We start from the raw sequence: 19,509 nt of genomic DNA on the forward strand, positions 1-19,509 counted from the left end.
TGACAATATTTGGTACCAGGCATGAGACGCACGCGGCACGCGTGCGCCAGCTTTAGGCACGTGCGCCAGCCCTGGCTTATTTTTTTGGTCATCCTGAACTTGGTTCAGGATCTCTTGCCTAAGCGTGGCCTTATGGCTAGAAAGAAAAGGCAATCTGTAAAACCGTATAGCATTTTCCCTGTTTCTGTGAAACCACTATGAAGATAACTTTTCACGGCGCTGCCCGTAATGTAACCGGCAGCAAGCATTTAATAAAATTAGAGAGCGGCACACAGATATTGTTAGACTGCGGATTGTTCCAGGGAATGGGCGAAGAGACCGACGGTTTAAACGGCCATTTTGGCTTCAGGCCCGACCAGGTTGATTACCTCATACTGTCTCATGCTCACATTGACCACTGCGGCTTAATTCCAAGAATGGTAGCCGAAGGTTTCAAAGGGACTATTTTTTCGACTGCACCAACCATGGATCTGGCCGGAATACTTTTGGCGGATTCGGCCAATATCCAGATGCAGGATGCGGAGTATGAAAATGAGCTTTTGAGGAGGCGCGGATTGCCGGAGGTCCAATCCTTATATACTGACGAAGATGTTCTGGAGGCAATGCGTTTGTTCAAGATCGTTGAGTATAACGAGGACTTTGAAATCGATCCAAGGATCACTCTCCGGTTTACTGACGCAGGCCATATACTCGGCAGTGCCGCAGTGCACCTTACTATCCTGGAGGAGGGAAAATATACACAGCTTACTTTTAGCGGCGATGTCGGCAGATATGGTGATATGTTGTTAAGGAGCCCACAGACTTTTCCTCAGGCTGACTACATCGTGCTGGAATCGACATATGGCGACTCCCTGCACAAGGATCTGGAACCGATTGAAGGCCAGCTTAAAGATATCATTCAGCAAACCTGTTTGGTTAAAGGTGGAAAAGTAATCATTCCTGCATTCAGCGTTGGGCGTACACAGGAACTTTTGTTTGCTCTGAACGCTCTGGAGCTAAAAGGAATCCTGCCTGATGTACCTTATTATGTAGATAGTCCGCTAGCCAAGAAAGCTACCGAAGTTCTTAAAGAACATCCGGATGAATACAATAGGGGCGTACAGGAAGTGCTGAAGAAAGACGATGACATCTTTCACTTCAAAGGTCTGAAATTTGTTGAGTCGGTTCAGGAATCCAAAAGTTTGAACGATGACCCAAGGCCCTGTGTAATCATTTCTTCTTCAGGAATGGCTGAGGCTGGCAGGGTGAAACACCATATCAGGGATAATATCGGGAATGAAAAGAATACCATCTTAATGGTTGGATATTGCGAGCCATCATCCCTAGGCGGGCGTTTAAGTGCAGGAGCCAAAGTTGTTCAGATCTTCGGAGATGAATATGATGTGAGGGCCGACGTGTTTGTGATCAAATCAATGAGCGCCCATGGTGATTGTGAAGATTTGCTTAAGTTCTTATCTTGTCAGGATCCTGCCCTGGTTAAGAAATTGTTCCTTGTACATGGGGAATATGATGTACAAGAGAAGTTTAAGCAAAGGCTTATAGAATGTGGCTTTGGAGATGTGAGAATTCCTGGCCAGCACCAAATGGAGGAATTGTAGGAAAACGGTTTGATTTAGTTTTAGCACACGCGGCACGCGTGCGCTAGCAAGGGACGCCAATGGTCATGCCGAATTTACTTCGGCATCTCTTGAACTTGTATGCGGGGAAGGCTTACTTAGGCAAGAGATCCTGAAACCAGTTCAGGATGACTATGATCCGATTTTGGACAATCTTTCACTATGCTGCAGACTTTCTGAGCTTTATGAGCTTTGTCCAGTGCAATGCTTTCATTACCGGGTAAACCGGGTCGAACTCAAACCAGCGTTTTGCGAAGTTGGGACTATTTGGAAACTTATGGTGATTGTTCTGAAATAACTCACCAAGCATAAAGAAGTCCAACGGCGTAGTGTTTTTTGAATGATCGCCATTATCGAAGTTCGAATACCCGTATTTATGGCCGCACCAATTCACAAGGGCGCCATGTATCGGTCCCATGAGATAGTGTATTGGCAACAAAAGGTACATCCATGGACTTGTAGCAAAGTAAATGTAAAACAAGGTGTAACCAGCCGCAAACCCTAGTCTGGAGATATAGGATGAAGCGATGAGATCGAGGGTTCTCCATTCCGGGTAATTACCCTTGAAGCGGGTTTCAGGCTCCTTATTCATCTTGACATAATCCTGAAATATTTTCTTGGTTGCCCACATCATTTGAAAGACATCCCTGAAAAAGTGCGGTGAATGAGGGTCTTCTTTAGTGTCGCTGTAGGCATGGTGCATGCGGTGCAGGATAGCGTATGCTCTTGGATTTAAAAAGGATGCTCCCTGGAAAACATAGGTCATTAGGTAAAATACCTTTTCCATAAAAGGAGAGGTAGTAAACATTTTATGCGATGCGTATCGATGCAGAAAAAACGTTTGGGCGAATAAAGATAAGAACCAGTGTGAAAGAAAAAATATAAGAATGATCACAAATAAAAATTTTCTAAAGGTACAAATAACCTTTCGTATGGTTTTATATATTATATATTTTTAGCAAGGTCTCATTTTAAGTAACTGATTAACCTTTTTTAACAAAATAAAAATCAGTAACATTCAAAATTTGAATAGTTTTGTATCATGAAGTCCGGAGGAAACATGGTTGGTATGTTGTCGCACCCTAAATGTGCGACCGGCTGTGTTCTGTGCGATCCGGATGGACTGTGTACATTTCAATCCATCCTGAAACCGGCTTCAAATTAATGTACAATCTCGTTATTGATATTGGGAACACTTTTTCTAAAGTTGCTTTATTCGATAAACGGGAATTATGTGAGTTGCACATTGTCCGCGATATAGATCCGAAAGCGTTAAGCACTTTGATATCTGACAAAGGGATATCTAATGCAATCATGTCTACGGTGAGACCTGATACCGGACTGGAAGATTTTCTTGAAAAAAACTTTAAGTATTTAGAATTTTCAACTTCCCTTACTGGTTTGATCAATAATCATTATAAGACGCCCCAAACTTTAGGCTTAGACCGGTATGCTGCGGTGGTTGGGGCTGCATATGTGTTTCAAGGCGCAAATTGCCTCGTAATTGATGCCGGCACGTGCATTACATATGATTTCATTGACGGAAATAAAAATTATTATGGTGGAAGTATATCTCCTGGTATGAATATGCGTTATAAGGCAATGCATACCTTTACTGGTAAATTGCCCCTCTTATACCCCGACCTTGATTACAGGGCCGAAATGGGAAATGATACCAGAACTTCCATGCTGTCAGGTGTTCAGAATGGACTTAGATATGAAGTTGAAGGTTTTATAAGGTCCTATTTTTCAACTTATCCTAACATGGTTATAGCACTTTGTGGTGGTGACGCTGATTTTTTTGATAGACAATTGAAAAATAGCATCTTTGCGCAATCCGTAAAAGCCGTGCCTGATTTGGTCCTTATTGGTTTAAACGAAGTTATACATCATTACAATGATTAGATTTTCAAAAAATATATTTTTGTTTTTGTGCCTGTTGGCCAGCGTGAATACATTCGCCCAATCAACCACTAATTCTCCATACTCTGAATTTGGGTTAGGGCAGCTAAGCGGTCCGCAGCTACCTCAGAACCGTGCCATGGGAGGTATTGCTGCCGGTTTACGCAAATCTGGTGGTTATAATAACATAAACCTGGCAAATCCTGCTTCTTATTCGGCTATACAGCTTACTACATTTGATGTGGGTATGTATGGTGGCTTTAATGGCATAACCGATGGAAATGCCACAGAGAAGAATTTCACGGCATCGTTAAATCATCTCGTATTTGCGATCCCGGTAAACAGGAAATCGGCCGTTAGTTTTGGTATACTTCCATTCAGTACTATGGGGTACCGGTACAGAACGCCGACGACAATCGAGGGAATCAATATAGATCATATTTACAGCGGAGATGGCGGCTTGTCTAAAGCTTACGCCGGCTATGGTTTCCAGCTTGGGAAGCACCTGAGTCTTGGAGCCAATGTTTCGTATATATTTGGTAAACTCGAGAAAAACCGTGACACCGAATCTCCTGATGACCTAACCTTTACTAATTCAAGAAATCAATCTTCAAAAAGTATAGGTGGCTTAAGCTTTGATTACGGCGCGCAGTATTTTCAAAACCTGTCAAAGAGGGTAAAGCTGACGCTGGGATATTCAGGAACGGCAGGCAATAAGCTGGACGCATCTGTTACTGAGCTATCTACCCATTATACTAAAGACGCTACCGGTGCTGAAGATGTGGCTTTGGATACAACCTTTTTCAACGATGGCATTTCTTCCAGCCTGAAGTTGCCTTTAATGCATCGCCTGGGATTTGTTATTGAGAAGACAGATAAATGGCTGGTAGGCGCTGATCTTACCTTATCGCAGTGGGAAAAGTATCGTGAAGGGTCCGAAAATCCTGGATTAAACAACTCTATGGGAATAGCTGTCGGTGGACAGATCACTCCTGATATCACTTCTGTTGGAAGTTATTTAAAGCTTGTGGAGTATCGCCTGGGCTTCAAATATGATAAAACGTATATTAACATCAACAACAACGATATTAACGAATATGCCTTGACCTTTGGATTTGGCTTTCCTTTGCCCTCAAACCGCTCAACATTTTATAAAATCAATCTGGGAACGGAACTCGGCCGGCGGGGAGCTACTAAAAACAACCTGGTACGCGAAAATTTTGCAAACATATACCTGGGTTTCACCATTAATGATAAGTGGTTCCAGCGCTACAAATTTGATTAGTTTTGAAGTATCTGTGTCTGATTGTCGGTCTTTTAACAAGTATGCTTGTTGCATCGTGTGAGAATGATCTGCGCGATGTAGAAAAAGTTTCGTCTAAAAAGCAGGATGTACCGGTAGATAAGTCGTATGGGGTAACAATCATTTACAGCGATTCTGCCAAAGTAAAAGGAAAGCTGCTCACTCCGGAGCTGCTACAGTTTCATACGGCAAACCCTTATTACGAATTCCCTAAAGGGATCACGATTATCTTTTTTGATGAAAATTTGAATGAAAGCAGCCGGGTGGTTTCTGATTATGCGGTAAGACGGGAGCATGAAAAGCAGGTAGAGCTTAGAAAGAATGTGGTTGTTACTAATGTTAAAGGCGATGTGTTCAAGTCGGAAGAACTGATTTGGGACGAAGTTAAACAGCAGTTCTTTTCAAATCAGCTGGTTAACATCATCAAACCTGATGGTACAAATATCTTTGGCTCAGGTTTCAGAAGTGACCAGAATTTTGACAAACCGATAATCGAAAGGGCTTACGGAAATTTGGCAACAGGTAACCAGCTGGGTTTTTAAGGTTGGCTGGCCAGGTGTGCTTAATGTTTAAAGAATAGTTTGGCACGCGCGTGCCACGTGTGCCAAGAATCAGCTCTACAAACCGGCAATACTCTCTCTTTTGCAACTATAATCAGCTTCGCTCTGAAAATCAGCCCTCCAATCCTCAATACTCTGTATTTTCTATTAGGTTTTTTTTGTAAAAATTGTATCTTGCGCCCTCTTTTTGGAGATACGAATAATTTTATAGTATATGGGAATAATGAGTTTTTTGCGAAACCGGGCAGGTATTATCCTGGTGGGGGTTATCGGTTTAGCAATTGTAGCTTTCTTAATTGGTGATGCAGTACGCTTAGGTACTCCTTTTTGGGCTGCCGGTCAGAGTGAAGTAGGTGAAGTGGCAGGTGAAAAGATCGATATCGAGTCGTTTAAGGCAAAGGTAGAGATGAATGAAGCCAACTTCAGACAGCAGATGGGTGGAAACCTTAACCCACAGATGAGTTCTTACATAATTGAGAATACCTGGAATCAAACTATTTCTGAGATTTTGGTTCAAAAAGAAGTTAAGCGTTTGGGATTAGAAGTTGGTAAAACGGAGCTTAATGACATGCTTTTTGGCAAAAATCCTCATCCTCAGGTAGCTCAGGCTTTTGGAAACCCTCAGACGGGCCAGTTCGATAAAACTCAGTTGAACACCTTCTTAAATAACCTGTCGGCCCAGCCGGCAACTGATCCGATACACAAGCAGTGGAATGACTTCCTTGCTTCCATTAAACGCGACCGCTTATTTCAAAAATATGTTAACCTTGTACAAAACAGTCTTTACGTGACTTCTTTGGAAGCACGGGAAGATTATAACCAAAGGAATAGGTTGGCTAACTTTAGCTATGTAAGTCTGGATTACGCTTCCTTACCTGATAACAAGGTAACGCTGACTGATGCAGATTATCAGGAGTATTATAATGAGAATAAGAACCGTTTTAAGAATAAGGAGGAAAGCCGCTCATTTGAGTATGTAATATTTGACGCTAGTCCGTCTAAGGCGGATTCGGCAGCTATACGTTCTGCAATGACCAAGCTGGCTTCCGACTTCCGTAGCACAACGAACGATTCGTTATTTGTAAGTGTTAATGCTGAAACTAAAGCTCCTATCACTTACGTGAAAAAAGGACAATTGGATCCTGCAATTGATTCTGTTGCCTTTAATGCCGCCGTAGGGACTGTGATAGGACCGGTTTACAGCAACAATGCCTTTAAAATAGCAAAGGTTTTGGATGTGAGAATGAGCCCGGATTCAGTAAAAGCTAGTCATATTTTGATTAACCCTGCTGCCGAAGGTGGTGCTGCGAAAGCAAAAGCAAAAGGTGACTCAATTCTGAATTTGATACGTTCCGGAAGCAGTTTCGCTCAGCTGGCCTCAAAATATGGTACAGATGCTTCCAAAGATAAAGGTGGTGATCTGGGTACTTTCGGTCGTGGCGCTATGATTCCAGCTTTCGAAGAGGCTGTATTTAATGGCAGCACGGGTGATTTGAAAGTAGTTACTACTCAATTTGGCGTGCATGTTATCCGAATTGATAAGCAGGTAGGTTCTTCAAAAGTAGCTAAAGTTGCTGTGGTAGATAAAGTGGTGACTAGCAGTAATGAAACACAACAAGCTGCCTACAGTAAAGCTTCTTCATTCTTAGGGTCAGTAGATAATGCAAAGAACTTTGACGAGAAAGCAGAGAGTTTAAAGCTCAATAAGCTCGTGGCTGAAAATGTAACAGCATCTCAGTCGGCTGTGTCGGGGCTGGATAATCCCCGGGAACTGGTTCGCTGGGCTTACGAGGCTGAGGCTGGTGATGTATCTGAAAAGGTGTTTGAACTGGGAAACAGCTACGTTGTTGCAAAACTTACAGATGTTCGCGAGAAAGGAACTCTTCCTTTGGAGCAGGTAAAAAAGCAGATAGAAGGCCAGGTGCGTAACAGGGTTAAAGCCCGCATGCTTACCGAGCAGCTTTCGAAAGCGCTTTCAGGGGCGTCTTCAATTGATCAGGTAGCCCAGAAAGTAGGGAAGAAAGCTACACCGGTACAAAATGTTGTATTCGCTAATCCGATCATTCCTGGTGTTTCTCAGGAAAATAAAGTAGTCGGAACTGTATTTGGGCTGGCTCCTAGAAAGCTGTCAAAGCCAATTGCAGGTGAAAGCGGAGTGTATGTGGTAGCTGTTAGCAGCTTTTCTAACCCTGCCCCATTAACAAATACAGTAAATCAGAAACAGCAGTTGAGTGAGAGTTTACAACAAAGAGCTCAAGGCCAGGTGTTCGAAGTTCTGCGCGACAAAGCTGAAATCATAGATAACCGTATTCGCTTTTTTTAATAAAAGTTGAAATTTTTGAGAACCGGGACGCTCTCCCGGTTTTTTTTTAAGTCAAATTTTGCACCAGCGTTCAATGTGTTCATTTGAAAATATTGATTTTTGTAATCATGCGTGTTTGGGCTGCTGGAATTTTACAATTGCTTAACTGCCAGTAGCTCGGCCGCTTGTATCTTTGCATTTTAATTGTGTTAAAATGGATATTCAGGAAAATATTGTAAATAAAGTAGCTCAAAGTGGCTTAATAAGCTTTGATCTCGCAGATATATATCCCGCGGGTGAGCGTGTGATCTACGACATAAAGGATAATCTTTTTCATGGATTGATACTGAAGGAAAAAGATTTCCGGGAGTTTATAAAACAGCATGACTGGGCTCAGTATGGGGGCAAACATGTTGCAGTAATTTGTTCAACGGATGCCGTAGTGCCAACATGGGCATATATGCTGCTTGCTAACCGTTTGGCACCTTACGCTGCCACTGTTGTTTTCGGCAGCCTGGAAACTCTTGAGACGCTTCTTTTCGACCGCGTTATAAACCGCCTGGATATGGAAAAATACCGTGATGAGCGCATTGTAATTAAAGGTTGCGGTGAAATAGATATTCCGGTATCTGCTTATGTAGAACTGACTTCAAAGCTTACTAAAGTTGCTAAAAGCATAATGTATGGGGAACCATGTTCTACAGTTCCAGTATATAAAAGGAAGGATTAACTCTTAAGTGCATAAACCAAAGCAAGTTTGTTTCGTCTAAATATCGAAGTGTTTAACCAGATTATATGAAGAAAGTACTGATAGTATTAATGATGGCTTTGGTTTGTGGTGGAATATCGGCTCAGGAACTGGAAAGTCGGAACGAATTGGCTTTTGCGCCGGGAGAGGTTTTAAAATATAGATTGCGATATGGTTTTGTGACAGCTGCTGAAGCAACCTTGTCTGTTCTGGATACAGATATTAAGCTGAGCAACCGGCCGGTTTATAACCTGGTTGTTCAGGGACGTACATCGGGAACCTTTGATATATTTTATAAGGTTCGCAACCGCTACGATTCTTTTATTGACCGCTCGACCTTATTGCCACACCTTTATTCTGAAAATGTCCGTGAAGCTAATTACCGACGAAATGATAAAGCCCGCTTTTATCAGGAGCAGAGGAAAGTTGTGGCTAATAGAGGGACATTTAAAGGTGCCGAGCAAACATTCGACATAGTGTCTGCCTATTATTTTGCACGTAATCTTGATCTGACCGGTGTGAAAGCCGGTACACCATTGAAAATGTACTATTTCCTCGGTGATGGTATATCAGACCTGGAGATCACTTATTTGGGTAAAGAACGAATTAAAACTCCCATTGGATATTTCAACTGCCTGAAATTTAGTCCTTCAATTCAACCTGGCCGGATATTCAAGAAGGACAGCAAACTATATCTCTGGATAACGGATGATGGTAACCGCATCCCGGTAAAGGCAGAGGTTGAAATTTTGGTGGGCTCTATATCGATGGAGCTTACATCTGCAAAAGGATTAAAATATCCTTTATCTTCCACGAAAAAGAAATAATTTTTAAATAGAGTAGCTCTCTGCAATATGATTGAAATACAGCACACCTTAGTACATGAGGATGTTTTTAGTGAGAATTTTGTGTGCCACCTTGATAAGTGTAAAGGTGCCTGCTGTGTAGAGGGGGATGCAGGTGCACCGCTGGAGAAGACTGAACTGCGTATACTGGAAGAAATATATGCCGAAGTTAGGCCCTACATGACAGTGAAGGGAATAGAGACGGTTGAAGCCGAGGGTGCCTGGGTTAAGGATCTGGATGGCGATTATACTACTCCTTGTATTGATGGCAATAAAGAATGCGCTTATGTGATATGGGAAAATGGAATAAGTAAGTGTGCTATTGAGAAGGCGTATCTTGAGGGAAAAATTCATTGGAAAAAGCCTATCTCCTGCCATTTATATCCGATCAGGATTACTGCTTATCCTGATTTTGACGTTCTTCATTATGACAGGTGGAATATTTGCAGCCCCGCCTGTTCGTTTGGCAAGGAATTAAAAGTGCCGGTTTACAAATTCTTAAAAGAACCCCTTATCCGTAAGTATGGAGAGGAGTGGTATAAGGAAGTAGAAGAGGCAGCAGGATTGATATAGTTTAAGTAGGCGCACGCGTGCCGCGTGAGCAAATAGTCAAACTACAATAAAGGAGTTTCTAAATAAAGAAAAACTATGCTAGAGCTTAGCTGGCAATACTCCCCATCGTTTTACTTGATACAGCCATTGATCTTACTTTTTCAGCAATAGCGGCGGCATCATAGCCACATTCGGCCCATAACTCTGGTTGTTCTCCATGTTCGATCAGAGTATCGGGAATCCCCAGACGCACGATGGTTGAAGTATAGTTATTATCTGCCATGAATTCGAGAATGGCGCTCCCCATACCGCCCTGTAAGCATCCGTCTTCCACTGTGACGACCTTTCTAAATTTAGTAAACACCTCATGCAATAGCTCTGCATCCAGTGGTTTTACAAAACGTAAATCGTAGTGAGCGGGATAAATTCCTTCGGTGTTTAGTTCCAGCCTCGCTTTCGTTGCTTCATTGCCGATATGACCTATAGTAACCAGGGCTACTTCATCACCATCACAAATCTTACGGCCTTTACCTACGGGTATTGCTTTAAGAGGTCTTTTCCATTCAGGCATCACACCGGTTCCGCGGGGATAACGAATAACAAATGGTCCCATATTTTCCTGCTGGGCGGTAAACATCAGGTTTCGAAGTTCTTCTTCATTCATTGGAGCCGATACAACCATGTTGGGTATGCAACGCATGTATGCCAGATCATAAGCCCCATGGTGTGTGGCCCCATCGCTTCCGGCGATGCCGGCTCTGTCAAGACAAAAAACTACGTTAAGTTTCTGTAGGGCAACATCATGCAAAACCTGGTCATAAGCCCTTTGCATAAAGCTCGAATAAATATTACAGAAAGGGATCATTCCCTGGGTTGCCAGTCCTGCAGAAAATGTTACTGCATGTTGCTCTGCAATACCCACATCAAAAGCTCTTTTAGGCATAGCCTTCATCATGATGTTCATTGAGCTTCCTGATGGCATGGCGGGGGTAACCCCCATGATCTTAAGGTTTTTCTCAGCTAACTCAACTAGTGTATTCCCGAATACATCCTGGTATTTAGGGGGTTGAGGTTTATCAGGAATGCTCTTTTTAATTTCTCCGGTTATTTTATCAAAAAGACCCGGAGCATGCCATTTCGTTTGATCTTTCTCTGCAAGTGCGAAGCCCTTACCCTTCACGGTTACGCAATGAAGCAATTTCGGTCCGGGTATATCTTTTAAGTCTTTAAGTACTTTAGCGAGGTGTTTTACATCATGGCCATCAATTGGCCCGAAATATCTGAATTTTAATGCTTCAAAAAAATTGCTTTTCTTCAAAAGCGTTCCCTTGATGCTCTTTTCTATCTTTTTAACGATCGTGTGGGCATTAGGCCCAAGCTCAGAAAGTTTACCAAGAACATGTGAAATATCATCCCTGAATTTATTGTACTGCCTGGAAGTGGTAATATCTGTGAGATATTCTTTGAGTGCCCCGACATTCGGGTCGATAGACATGCAGTTATCATTAAGAATAACCAGCAAATTGGAGTTCTCGATTCCGGCATGGTTAAGGGCTTCGAATGCCATGCCTGCAGTCATGGCGCCATCACCGATCACGGCTACATGCTGACGATCTTTCTCGCCTTTGTAGTGCGAGGCTACCGCCATACCCAGTGCCGCCGAGATTGAGGTTGAAGAATGGCCTACACCGAAGGTATCATATTCGCTTTCTGATCGTTTTGGAAAGCCACTTATTCCCTTATAGATACGGTTTGTATGAAAGACGCTGCGCCTGCCGGTAAGTATCTTATGCCCGTAAGCCTGATGTCCTACGTCCCAAACTAACTGGTCGTACGGGGTATTCAAAACATAATGTAAAGCTACGGAAAGTTCAACTACGCCCAAACTTGCTCCAAAATGTCCTCCATTAACAGAAACAACATCAATAATGTATTGGCGTAGTTCCTGGCAAATACGTTCCAGGTCGTTTTCGCTGAATTTTTTTAAATCAGAAGGATAATTTATTTGCTCTAAAAGTTCTCCCGCCGTTACTTCCATACTGGTAGCCTAATGAAAAATAAAGCTACAAATTAACTCAATATAAATGAGAAAAATTCAGTGATCTACTGATTTCCTAAACTAAATATATCTGCGCTATGAATCGCCTGATATTGAGCTAAATGGCGCCCATAGCATTCCGTTTAAAAAAAATGATATCAAATGTAGATATAAGGATCAAAATAATTAATTTTGGCACTTTGTGATACAGCAGGAAACATTCGAAATTAAGCTACCTCAATTTGAGGGTCCTTTTGACCTTCTTTTGTTCTTTATCGAGAGGGACGAGCTGGATATTCACGAGATCGCAATTTCCAGAATTACAGACGATTTCCTCCAGTATATACTGGAAATGAATGCGTTGAACATTGAACTCGCCAGCGAGTTCATCTTCATTGCCGCAACCCTAATGCGTATTAAGGCAAAAATGCTGCTTCCGAGGCCTGAACTAGATGAATTGGGAAATGAGATAGACTTAAAGAAAGATCTTATCCATAAACTGATCGAATATAAAAGGTTCAAGCTTGTGTCGGAAGAATTGCGTTTGCTGGAGGATGAACGCCTCAAGATGGATAAGCGCGGAAATATTGCGGCGGATATCGAGCGGATTGCTGAAACTTCAGAACCGGGAGAAGAACTTTCTTCTTTGGGTTTGTACCGGCTGATGATGGTCTATGAGCGTACAATGACCAGATATAAACAACGCACTGCAGATGTTAAACATACGGTAGTGCAATATCCGTACACTATTGAACAGCAGAAAAAGGTTGTTCAGGATCTGTTAAAGTTGAACGAGCAATTGGATTTTCAGGAGATCCTTAAGAACTCAGAGAATAAAGTTCATTTTGTATATAACTTCCTGGCCGTGCTGGAGATGCTGCAACAGCAGCTGGTATCCATACAGGTTGGCCTTGGATTTAATAACTTTTGGGTGGCTCAAAGGAGTTTTACCTCTAATTAGTATTTAATTTTAACTCACATAAGTAATGAAGAAAGATAAAGTTATCTTTAAGCTGATCGAAGCAGAACAGGAACGCCAGGAAAGCGGGCTTGAACTTATTGCCTCTGAAAATTTTGTAAGTAAACAAGTGATGGAGGCAGCAGGTTCTGCGCTTACTAATAAATACGCTGAAGGCTTGCCCGGAAAACGTTATTATGGCGGCTGTGAGATAGTAGATGAGATTGAGACCATTGCCATTGAACGTGCTAAGGAGCTCTTTAATGCAGCCTGGGTTAACGTTCAGCCTCATTCGGGCGCACAGGCCAATGCGGCGGTGATGCTGGCTTTATTACAGGCGGGGGATAAAATTTTAGGATTCGATCTTTCTCACGGCGGTCACCTTACACATGGTTCACCCGTAAATTTTTCCGGTAAATTATATCAGCCTTTCTTTTATGGAGTTGACCGGGAGACCGGCCGTATCGACTATAAGCAATTAGAAGAAACCGCGTTAAGAGAAAAACCAAAATTAATTGTTTGTGGTGCTTCTGCTTATTCGCGTGAATGGGACTATAAATTTATTCGTCAGGTGGCCGACCAGGTAGGTGCTTTGGTTCTGGCGGACATTTCGCATCCGGCTGGTTTAATAGCAAGAGGCTTGCTGGATGATCCGCTTCCGCATTGCCATGTAGTAACAACAACTACTCATAAGACTTTAAGAGGACCCCGGGGCGGGATGATCATGCTGGGCAAAGATTTTGAAAATCCATTTGGTCTAAAAACTCCTAAAGGTGAAATACGTCAGATGTCATCCTTATTGGATATGGCGGTGTTCCCTGGAACTCAAGGTGGTCCGTTAGAACATATCATTGCTGCAAAAGCTATAGCTTTTGGGGAAGCGTTGAGTGATGACTACATGAAGTATGTGTTACAGGTGAAGAAGAATGCTGCTTCAATGGCTGAGGCTTTAGTATCCCGCGGCTACCAGATCATCTCCGGAGGTACAGATAATCATTTGATGTTAATTGATCTTCGTAACAAGAATATCACCGGTAAAACAGCTGAGGCGGCATTACAACAAGCACATATTACAGTAAATAAAAATATGGTGCCATTTGATGATAAATCACCGTTCGTAACTTCTGGTATTCGTGTAGGAACAGCGGCTATTACCACACGTGGTTTGAAGGAAAAACATATGGATAAAATCGTTGATTTTATTGATACTGTAATTTCTGACCCGGAAAACCAAACCAATTTGAAAAAAGTCCGTAAAAAGATCGAAGAGCTAATGGATGAACATCCATTATATAAGTAGACAGGTTGTAAAAGCCTGTCATTATTTGGTACAATGATGGGTTTGAAAAGAAATACGAATGAAAAAGAGCGTTTAGACGCTCTTTTTAACTACCACATACTTGATACGGCTGCGGAAAAAGAGTTTGATGCAATAACCCGGCTTGCATCCTATATCTGCCAAACACCTGTTGCATTTATTTCGCTTGTTGATGAGTCCCGTCAATGGTTCAAATCAAAAATCGGTTTTGAACTTTCTGAGACCCGCAGGGATCAATCGCTTTGCCATTATACGATTCAAAAAGATTCTATTCTCGAAATTCAGGATATTCATAACGATCCATATTTTTCCAAAAAGGACCTGGGTGCCTTTTCTGACACACGTTTTTATGCAGGTGCTCCACTGATCGGCCCCGAAGGTCAGTGCATTGGTACTGTATGTGTGGCTGACAACTTGCCAAAAAAGTTGTCTGATGAACAGCGCGATGCCCTGCAGATACTTGCCGGAGAGGTAGTTTGCCATTTGGAAACCCAAAAAAAGAACTGGCAGTTACAGGCGCTTGTTAACAGGCATGAGCAAATGTTCAGTATCTTCAATAATTCCCCTGAACTACATGCCATACTCGATGATCAGGGCTCTATCTTAATGGTTAATAAATCAGTAGAGCATTTGCTGGGTTATTCGGTTGAAGAGATGCTGGGTAAAAACATCTGGTCATACTGCCAGCCTGGAGACAGGGATAGAGTAATGCCGGGAATCGAAGCTGCATTAGCCCGGGGAGAAACAGATTTCAGACTGGAAACACGGATATTATGTAAATCAGGAGAATACAAGTGGTTTGCCTGGCACGACACTAAGCAAACTGGCCGCTGGTTAATTAATGGCAGGGATGTTACCGATCAGAAAAAGATAACAGACGAGCTGGAACTGCTTTCGCTCGCTGCTAATAAAAGCGCGAGTGGTGTGCTTATCAGGGATGATAAGAATAGAGTTTTGTGGATGAATAAAGCCTTTGAAAATATCACGGGATATACTCTTGACGAACTACGTGGGCATGTTTTCGGGGACTCGCTGATTGGGAAGGATACGGATCTCAAGGTGGTAGAACATGCCAAGCTAGCCCTGAAGGAAAAACGCCCTTATGAGATTGAGGTCGTCTTACATAAAAAGGACAAAAGCCCTATCTGGCTGTATATTTGCAATAATCCGATCTTTGGCGAGGATGGGTCGATGGAAAAGCAGATAGCAATCGCTGTAGATATCACATTACGTAAACAGGCGGAAGAACAGGTGAAGTTGTTATCTCTTGTGGCCAGTAAGACTGCAAACGGGGTAATTATTACAGACAAGGATGGTAAAGTTACCTGGGTTAATGATTCGTTCACAGAAATTACCGGCTATACTTTAGAAGATGTATTATCTCGTCGTGCGGGCGATCTGCTTCTAGGCGCCGGTACCAATATGGACGAACTTGCACAGGTACGTGAATTGTCTGCCCAGCGGAAACCATATAACCTTGAAACTTTAAATTATCGGAAAGACAATGAGCCTGTTTGGCTATCTGTGTCGAACACCCCGGTCTTTGACGATAATGGAAATGTGATCCGGCAAATAGAGATTATTAATGATATAACGCTACGCAAGTATGCAGAGTTTGAATTGATAAGAGCTAAAGAAGAAGCACTTCAGTTGAGTAAGGCTAAGGAGATGTTTTTATCGGTAATGAGCCACGAGATACGGACTCCCTTAAATGCTGTGCTGGGCCTTTCAAGGGTTTTGTATGAAGAGAATACTTCTGAGTCACAGGCGGAAAGTTTAAGTCTGTTGAATTTCTCGGCGGAAAATCTAATGGCCTTAATTAATGATATCCTCGACCTTACTAAGATTGAAACCGGTAATCTTGAACTGGAGCAAACAGAAGTAGCGCTTAAGGATTTGATTTCAAAGACAATGAGTTCTGTGCAGTTTAAGGCTGTAGAGAAAGGGATAGCTTTTAATTTTGAGATAGATGCAAACGTACCGGAATTAATCAAAGGGGACGACACAAGGCTTTACCAGATCATGATGAATATCCTTGGAAATTCATTAAAATTCACTGAGAAAGGTGAAATCAAGCTTAAGCTGGATATGGTAAAGGAGACCCAGGACTCAGTATCCCTAAAGTTTCAAATCTCGGATACTGGTATAGGTATACCTGCTGATAAATTAGGGCAGATCTTTGAAGTGTACAAGCAGGCAGGAGCAGATACAACAAGAAAATACGGCGGAACCGGTTTAGGGCTTTCAATTACAAAGAAACTTATTGAACTTCACCACTCTGAGATCTTTGTTGAAAGTAAAATAGGTGAAGGGACGAAATTTACTTTTACTATTGAGTTTCAAAAAGCAAATCAACAAGCGTTGAATAAAAAAATTGAAATCACTCAGCAACTGAAAGGAACTGTACTTGTTGCGGATGATAATCAGATCAACTGTTTTTTAGCCCGCAAGGTATTAAGTAAATGGGGAATTGATGTTGAATTCGCCGAAAACGGAAAAGTGGCAGTGGAAAAGGTTTTGAAGAAAAACTACAATCTTGTTCTGATGGATATTCAAATGCCCGAAATGGATGGCTTTGAAGCCACAGATAAGATAAGAAAGCTGGCCGGAGGATCTTATAGGGATTTGCCTATAATTGCTCTGACAGCTTCTATATCGTCTGCAGATGTAGAGAACATTGGCAAAGCCGGAATGAATGATTATCTGCTGAAGCCTTTCAATCCCGGCGATCTCTATTCGAAAATAGAAAACTATTTTCAAGCGGCAGGATAGATCCAGGGTTTTGATAAGTCGATTTGTTAGCACACTCGGCACGCGTGAGCTAACAAATCGTAGTCGTCTATCCTTAGAGTTCATGTGCTGGCGCACGCGTGCCGAGTGTGCTTAACATGTTGGTTATTTTCTAACCTTTATTACAAGCTTCTTGATAGCCCCTTCGCCAATCATCGGTGCATGTACATCTTCAGGGAAGAATACAGCAAACTGATTTGATTGAAGCTCAAAGTACATACCTGGTTTGTCATTGAAAAAAAGAACATCTTTTTCTGGGTTATATTCCCCGGCAGGATTAGTGCAGGCACTGCGTGTGGTCCATCCCATTTTCTCACGGGCAGAGATACAAACCTGGATATCGATGAAGTTGTTATGGCACTCGAACTTTGCAGCATCTTCTGCTACACCGTCTTTATTTGATACCGCAGCTTTCAGGTTCTCATCGATATCGTATTTTCCAACTTCGATTGCAGCCAGGTCCTGGCCTTTTAGCCATTCAAATGCTTTGGCAAATGAAGGATGCACACTCGAATACTTATCTGCATTTTCTAATGAATCTATGATCATGGTTTTAAATCTTGATGGTTAATAAAAAATCCGTCTTACTAAGATAGTAAGACGGACAATATAATTAATTCCCTAGGAAATTTTAGCGCTGAACACGGCCGGAAGCATCACCTTTCATCAGAGTAGATACTTCAGATAGAGTAGCGTGGTTTAGGTCGCCAGGAATTGTGTGTTTTAATGCCGATGCAGCCACACCAAACTCAGCAGCCTCACCGAAAGGTAAGCCAGTTACCAGACCGTAGATGAAGCCCGATGCGAATGAATCACCAGAACCAACACGGTCAACGATACGAACTTCATATTGTTTTGTGTGGTAGAATTCATTTCCGTCGTAAACAAGTGCTGACCAACCGTTATCAGAAGCACTGTGGCTTTCACGTAAAGTTGAAGCAATATATTTGAATCCGAATTTTTCTTTCATTTGTTTGAACACAGATTTGTATCCGTCAAGATTTAATTCACCTTTAGTGATATCTGTGCCCTCGCTTTTGAAACCTAGAGTAGTTTCTGCATCTTCTTCGTTACCGATACAAACGTCAACGTACTGGCAAAGTTCAGTCATTACTTCTTTAGCTTTCTCTTTGCTCCATAGTTTTTTACGGTAGTTCAAATCGATACTTGTAGTAATACCTTTTGCTTTTGCCGCTTTTAATGCTGCTAAAGTTAAGGCCGCAGCTTTATCACTTAATGCAGGAGTAATACCAGTTGTATGGAACCAGTCTGCTCCTTCAAAAATAGCATCAAAGTCAAATTCAGAAGCATCCACTTCAGAAATTGCAGCATCAGCGCGGTCATAAATCACCTGAGAAGCTCTGGCTGAAGCACCAGTTTCAAGGAAGTAAATACCCAGTCTTTTTCCTCCTCTGGCTACATACTGAGTATCTACACCATAACGGCGCAAGTGATTGATTGCAGCCTGTCCGATAGCGTTATCAGGAACTTTAGAAACAAATACGCCATCTAAGCCATAATTAGATACAGCTACAGCAACGTTAGCTTCACCACCACCGTAAGTTACATCAAAGCTATCGCTTTGTACAAAACGCTCGAATCCCGGAGTTGAGAGGCGTAACATGATCTCGCCCAGGGTTACTACTTTTTTTGACATCGTATTAGACTATTTAAATTTTAATAAGAGGGTTTAAAAATTCTTAAGATTTGGGGCAAAAGTACATTAAAGTTAAAGACTTAGTGTAATTCTTTGAAAAAAATACCGGGAACGTTTGCGTAAATTTTCTGGTACTTAGTAAGTGATTCTCATCATGTTTCGGGCCAGAGTACTTTTAATTTATTTAAATTTTCTACTTTAGCCCCCAGTTGTAAATCATTTAAATTCCATTTATTAATATGAGCAAAAAGACAGAAGTTTTAAAAGTAATTACTGAACAAGGAATATTACCATTGTACTTCAATAAAGATGCAGAAACAAGTGTTGAGTTATTAAGAGCGTTATATAATGCTGGCATAAGAACAGTAGAGTATACGAACAGGGGGGAAGCAGCTTTGGCTAACTTTGCAGAAATGAAGAAAGTAATTGATGCTGAACTTCCGGGAATGTTACTTGGTGTTGGTACAATTAAAGATGCAGCCTCAGCTGAAGCTTTCGTTAACGCTGGTGCAGATTACGTAATCAGTCCGGGATTAGTTGAAGATGTTGCTGAATGGGCAGAAGCAAGAGGTATTCTCTGGGTCCCTGGTTGTATGACTCCTTCAGAAATTATCAAAGCGGAAAAGTTAGGCGCTAAATTCGTTAAATTATTCCCTGGCAATATCTTAGGCCCAAGCTTCCTTTCAGGTATCAAAGCCTTATTTCCGAACCTTCTTTTCATGCCTACAGGCGGTGTTGATACTACTAAAGAGAACATTTCAGGATGGTTTAAAGCCGGTGTTTGTGCAGTTGGTATGGGCAGCAATTTGGTTACTAAAGATATCATGGACAACAAACAATATGATTTGTTGACAGAAAACACCACTAAGGTGCTTGAAACGATCAATTCCAGTCGCTAAAAAATAACCAATTTATAAACA

16 protein-coding genes are annotated in these 19,509 nt (G+C 41.9%); 12 read left to right on the forward strand and 4 right to left on the reverse strand.

Annotation, left to right across the window (positions count from 1 at the left end; genetic code table 11):
• Positions 1-197 precede the first annotated feature (197 nt).
• The gene (locus tag J3P37_RS17705) at positions 198-1,598 is read left to right on the forward strand and encodes an MBL fold metallo-hydrolase RNA specificity domain-containing protein (RefSeq protein WP_256012694.1); all 1,401 of its coding nucleotides are present in this window, start codon (positions 198-200) and stop codon (positions 1,596-1,598) included.
• Positions 1,599-1,776: 178 nt separating this feature from the next.
• Here J3P37_RS17705 and J3P37_RS17710 read toward each other — a convergent pair whose 3' ends face one another.
• Positions 1,777-2,511, reverse strand: a complete 735-nt coding sequence (locus J3P37_RS17710) for an acyl-CoA desaturase (RefSeq protein WP_256012695.1) — start codon at positions 2,509-2,511, stop codon at positions 1,777-1,779.
• Between the two features lie 269 nt (positions 2,512-2,780).
• Between J3P37_RS17710 and J3P37_RS17715 the strand changes: the two genes are divergently transcribed.
• From J3P37_RS17715 to J3P37_RS17745, 7 genes are all read left to right on the forward strand, one after another.
• Complete coding sequence (locus J3P37_RS17715) at positions 2,781-3,521, forward strand: type III pantothenate kinase (RefSeq protein WP_256012696.1); 741 nt, start codon at positions 2,781-2,783, stop codon at positions 3,519-3,521.
• The gene (gene bamG / locus J3P37_RS17720; protein WP_256012697.1) at positions 3,514-4,803 is read left to right on the forward strand and encodes a BamG family beta-barrel-assembly machinery protein; all 1,290 of its coding nucleotides are present in this window, start codon (positions 3,514-3,516) and stop codon (positions 4,801-4,803) included. Before J3P37_RS17715 ends, bamG begins: the two co-directional genes overlap by 8 nt.
• A gap of 2 nt (positions 4,804-4,805) precedes the next feature.
• Entirely contained in the window at positions 4,806-5,363 is a 558-nt protein-coding gene (gene lptC, locus J3P37_RS17725) for an LPS export ABC transporter periplasmic protein LptC (RefSeq protein WP_256012698.1), read from the forward strand.
• Positions 5,364-5,604: 241 nt separating this feature from the next.
• On the forward strand, positions 5,605-7,704 hold the full coding sequence (locus J3P37_RS17730; RefSeq protein WP_369414095.1) for a SurA N-terminal domain-containing protein: 2,100 nt from the start codon (positions 5,605-5,607) through the stop codon (positions 7,702-7,704).
• Between the two features lie 193 nt (positions 7,705-7,897).
• The gene (locus J3P37_RS17735) at positions 7,898-8,413 is read left to right on the forward strand and encodes a DUF2480 family protein (RefSeq protein WP_256012700.1); all 516 of its coding nucleotides are present in this window, start codon (positions 7,898-7,900) and stop codon (positions 8,411-8,413) included.
• Positions 8,414-8,478: 65 nt separating this feature from the next.
• The gene (locus J3P37_RS17740; protein ID WP_256012701.1) at positions 8,479-9,258 is read left to right on the forward strand and encodes a DUF3108 domain-containing protein; all 780 of its coding nucleotides are present in this window, start codon (positions 8,479-8,481) and stop codon (positions 9,256-9,258) included.
• 27 nt (positions 9,259-9,285) lie between these two features.
• Positions 9,286-9,849, forward strand: coding sequence for a DUF3109 family protein (locus J3P37_RS17745; protein WP_256012702.1), 564 nt, complete (start codon positions 9,286-9,288; stop codon positions 9,847-9,849).
• Positions 9,850-9,934: 85 nt separating this feature from the next.
• On the opposite strand, the gene dxs is transcribed toward J3P37_RS17745, so the two are convergent.
• Positions 9,935-11,866 carry a 1-deoxy-D-xylulose-5-phosphate synthase gene (gene dxs / locus J3P37_RS17750; RefSeq protein WP_256012703.1) on the reverse strand — a complete coding sequence of 644 codons (1,932 nt, stop codon included), beginning with the start codon at positions 11,864-11,866 and terminating at the stop codon, positions 9,935-9,937.
• A gap of 202 nt (positions 11,867-12,068) precedes the next feature.
• Between dxs and J3P37_RS17755 the strand changes: the two genes are divergently transcribed.
• Genes J3P37_RS17755 through J3P37_RS17765 form a run of 3 tightly spaced genes read left to right on the forward strand, consistent with a single transcriptional unit; the run spans position 12,069 to position 16,914 of the window.
• Entirely contained in the window at positions 12,069-12,827 is a 759-nt protein-coding gene (locus tag J3P37_RS17755; RefSeq protein WP_439648978.1) for a segregation and condensation protein A, read from the forward strand.
• 25 nt (positions 12,828-12,852) lie between these two features.
• Positions 12,853-14,124 carry a serine hydroxymethyltransferase gene (glyA, locus tag J3P37_RS17760; protein WP_256012704.1) on the forward strand — a complete coding sequence of 424 codons (1,272 nt, stop codon included), beginning with the start codon at positions 12,853-12,855 and terminating at the stop codon, positions 14,122-14,124.
• A gap of 33 nt (positions 14,125-14,157) precedes the next feature.
• Positions 14,158-16,914: a PAS domain S-box protein gene (locus tag J3P37_RS17765; RefSeq protein ID WP_256012705.1), complete on the forward strand. Its 2,757-nt coding sequence runs from the start codon at positions 14,158-14,160 to the stop codon at positions 16,912-16,914.
• Positions 16,915-17,037: 123 nt separating this feature from the next.
• On the opposite strand, the gene J3P37_RS17770 is transcribed toward J3P37_RS17765, so the two are convergent.
• Both J3P37_RS17770 and J3P37_RS17775 read right to left on the reverse strand, forming a co-directional pair.
• Complete coding sequence (locus J3P37_RS17770; RefSeq protein ID WP_256012706.1) at positions 17,038-17,481, reverse strand: NanQ anomerase/TabA/YiaL family protein; 444 nt, start codon at positions 17,479-17,481, stop codon at positions 17,038-17,040.
• Positions 17,482-17,563: 82 nt separating this feature from the next.
• On the reverse strand, positions 17,564-18,589 hold the full coding sequence (locus J3P37_RS17775; protein WP_256012707.1) for a sugar kinase: 1,026 nt from the start codon (positions 18,587-18,589) through the stop codon (positions 17,564-17,566).
• A 239-nt stretch (positions 18,590-18,828) separates the two neighbouring features.
• On the opposite strand from J3P37_RS17775, the gene eda reads away from it, so the two are divergent.
• Positions 18,829-19,488 (forward strand): bifunctional 4-hydroxy-2-oxoglutarate aldolase/2-dehydro-3-deoxy-phosphogluconate aldolase, encoded by a 660-nt coding sequence (gene eda, locus J3P37_RS17780; protein WP_256012708.1) that lies wholly within the window; start codon positions 18,829-18,831, stop codon positions 19,486-19,488.
• The last annotated feature ends 21 nt before the right edge of the window (positions 19,489-19,509 follow it).

The organism is Desertivirga xinjiangensis, assembly GCF_024436435.1.
Classification (GTDB): domain Bacteria; phylum Bacteroidota; class Bacteroidia; order Sphingobacteriales; family Sphingobacteriaceae; genus Desertivirga; species Desertivirga xinjiangensis.

Bases quoted from the DNA above. Each gene is read 5' to 3' on its own strand.
- bamG (WP_256012697.1), top strand. From the start codon at position 3,514: ATGATTAGATTTTCAAAAAATATATTTTTGTTTTTGTGCCTGTTGGCC.
- J3P37_RS17765 (WP_256012705.1), top strand. From the start codon at position 14,158: ATGATGGGTTTGAAAAGAAATACGAATGAAAAAGAGCGTTTAGACGCT.
- glyA (WP_256012704.1), top strand. From the start codon at position 12,853: ATGAAGAAAGATAAAGTTATCTTTAAGCTGATCGAAGCAGAACAGGAA.
- J3P37_RS17745 (WP_256012702.1), top strand. From the start codon at position 9,286: ATGATTGAAATACAGCACACCTTAGTACATGAGGATGTTTTTAGTGAG.
- eda (WP_256012708.1), top strand. From the start codon at position 18,829: ATGAGCAAAAAGACAGAAGTTTTAAAAGTAATTACTGAACAAGGAATA.
- J3P37_RS17775 (WP_256012707.1), bottom strand. From the start codon at position 18,589: ATGTCAAAAAAAGTAGTAACCCTGGGCGAGATCATGTTACGCCTCTCA.
- J3P37_RS17705 (WP_256012694.1), top strand. From the start codon at position 198: ATGAAGATAACTTTTCACGGCGCTGCCCGTAATGTAACCGGCAGCAAG.
- J3P37_RS17770 (WP_256012706.1), bottom strand. From the start codon at position 17,481: ATGATCATAGATTCATTAGAAAATGCAGATAAGTATTCGAGTGTGCAT.
- J3P37_RS17730 (WP_369414095.1), top strand. From the start codon at position 5,605: ATGAGTTTTTTGCGAAACCGGGCAGGTATTATCCTGGTGGGGGTTATC.
- dxs (WP_256012703.1), bottom strand. From the start codon at position 11,866: ATGGAAGTAACGGCGGGAGAACTTTTAGAGCAAATAAATTATCCTTCT.
- J3P37_RS17715 (WP_256012696.1), top strand. From the start codon at position 2,781: ATGTACAATCTCGTTATTGATATTGGGAACACTTTTTCTAAAGTTGCT.
- J3P37_RS17735 (WP_256012700.1), top strand. From the start codon at position 7,898: ATGGATATTCAGGAAAATATTGTAAATAAAGTAGCTCAAAGTGGCTTA.
- J3P37_RS17740 (WP_256012701.1), top strand. From the start codon at position 8,479: ATGAAGAAAGTACTGATAGTATTAATGATGGCTTTGGTTTGTGGTGGA.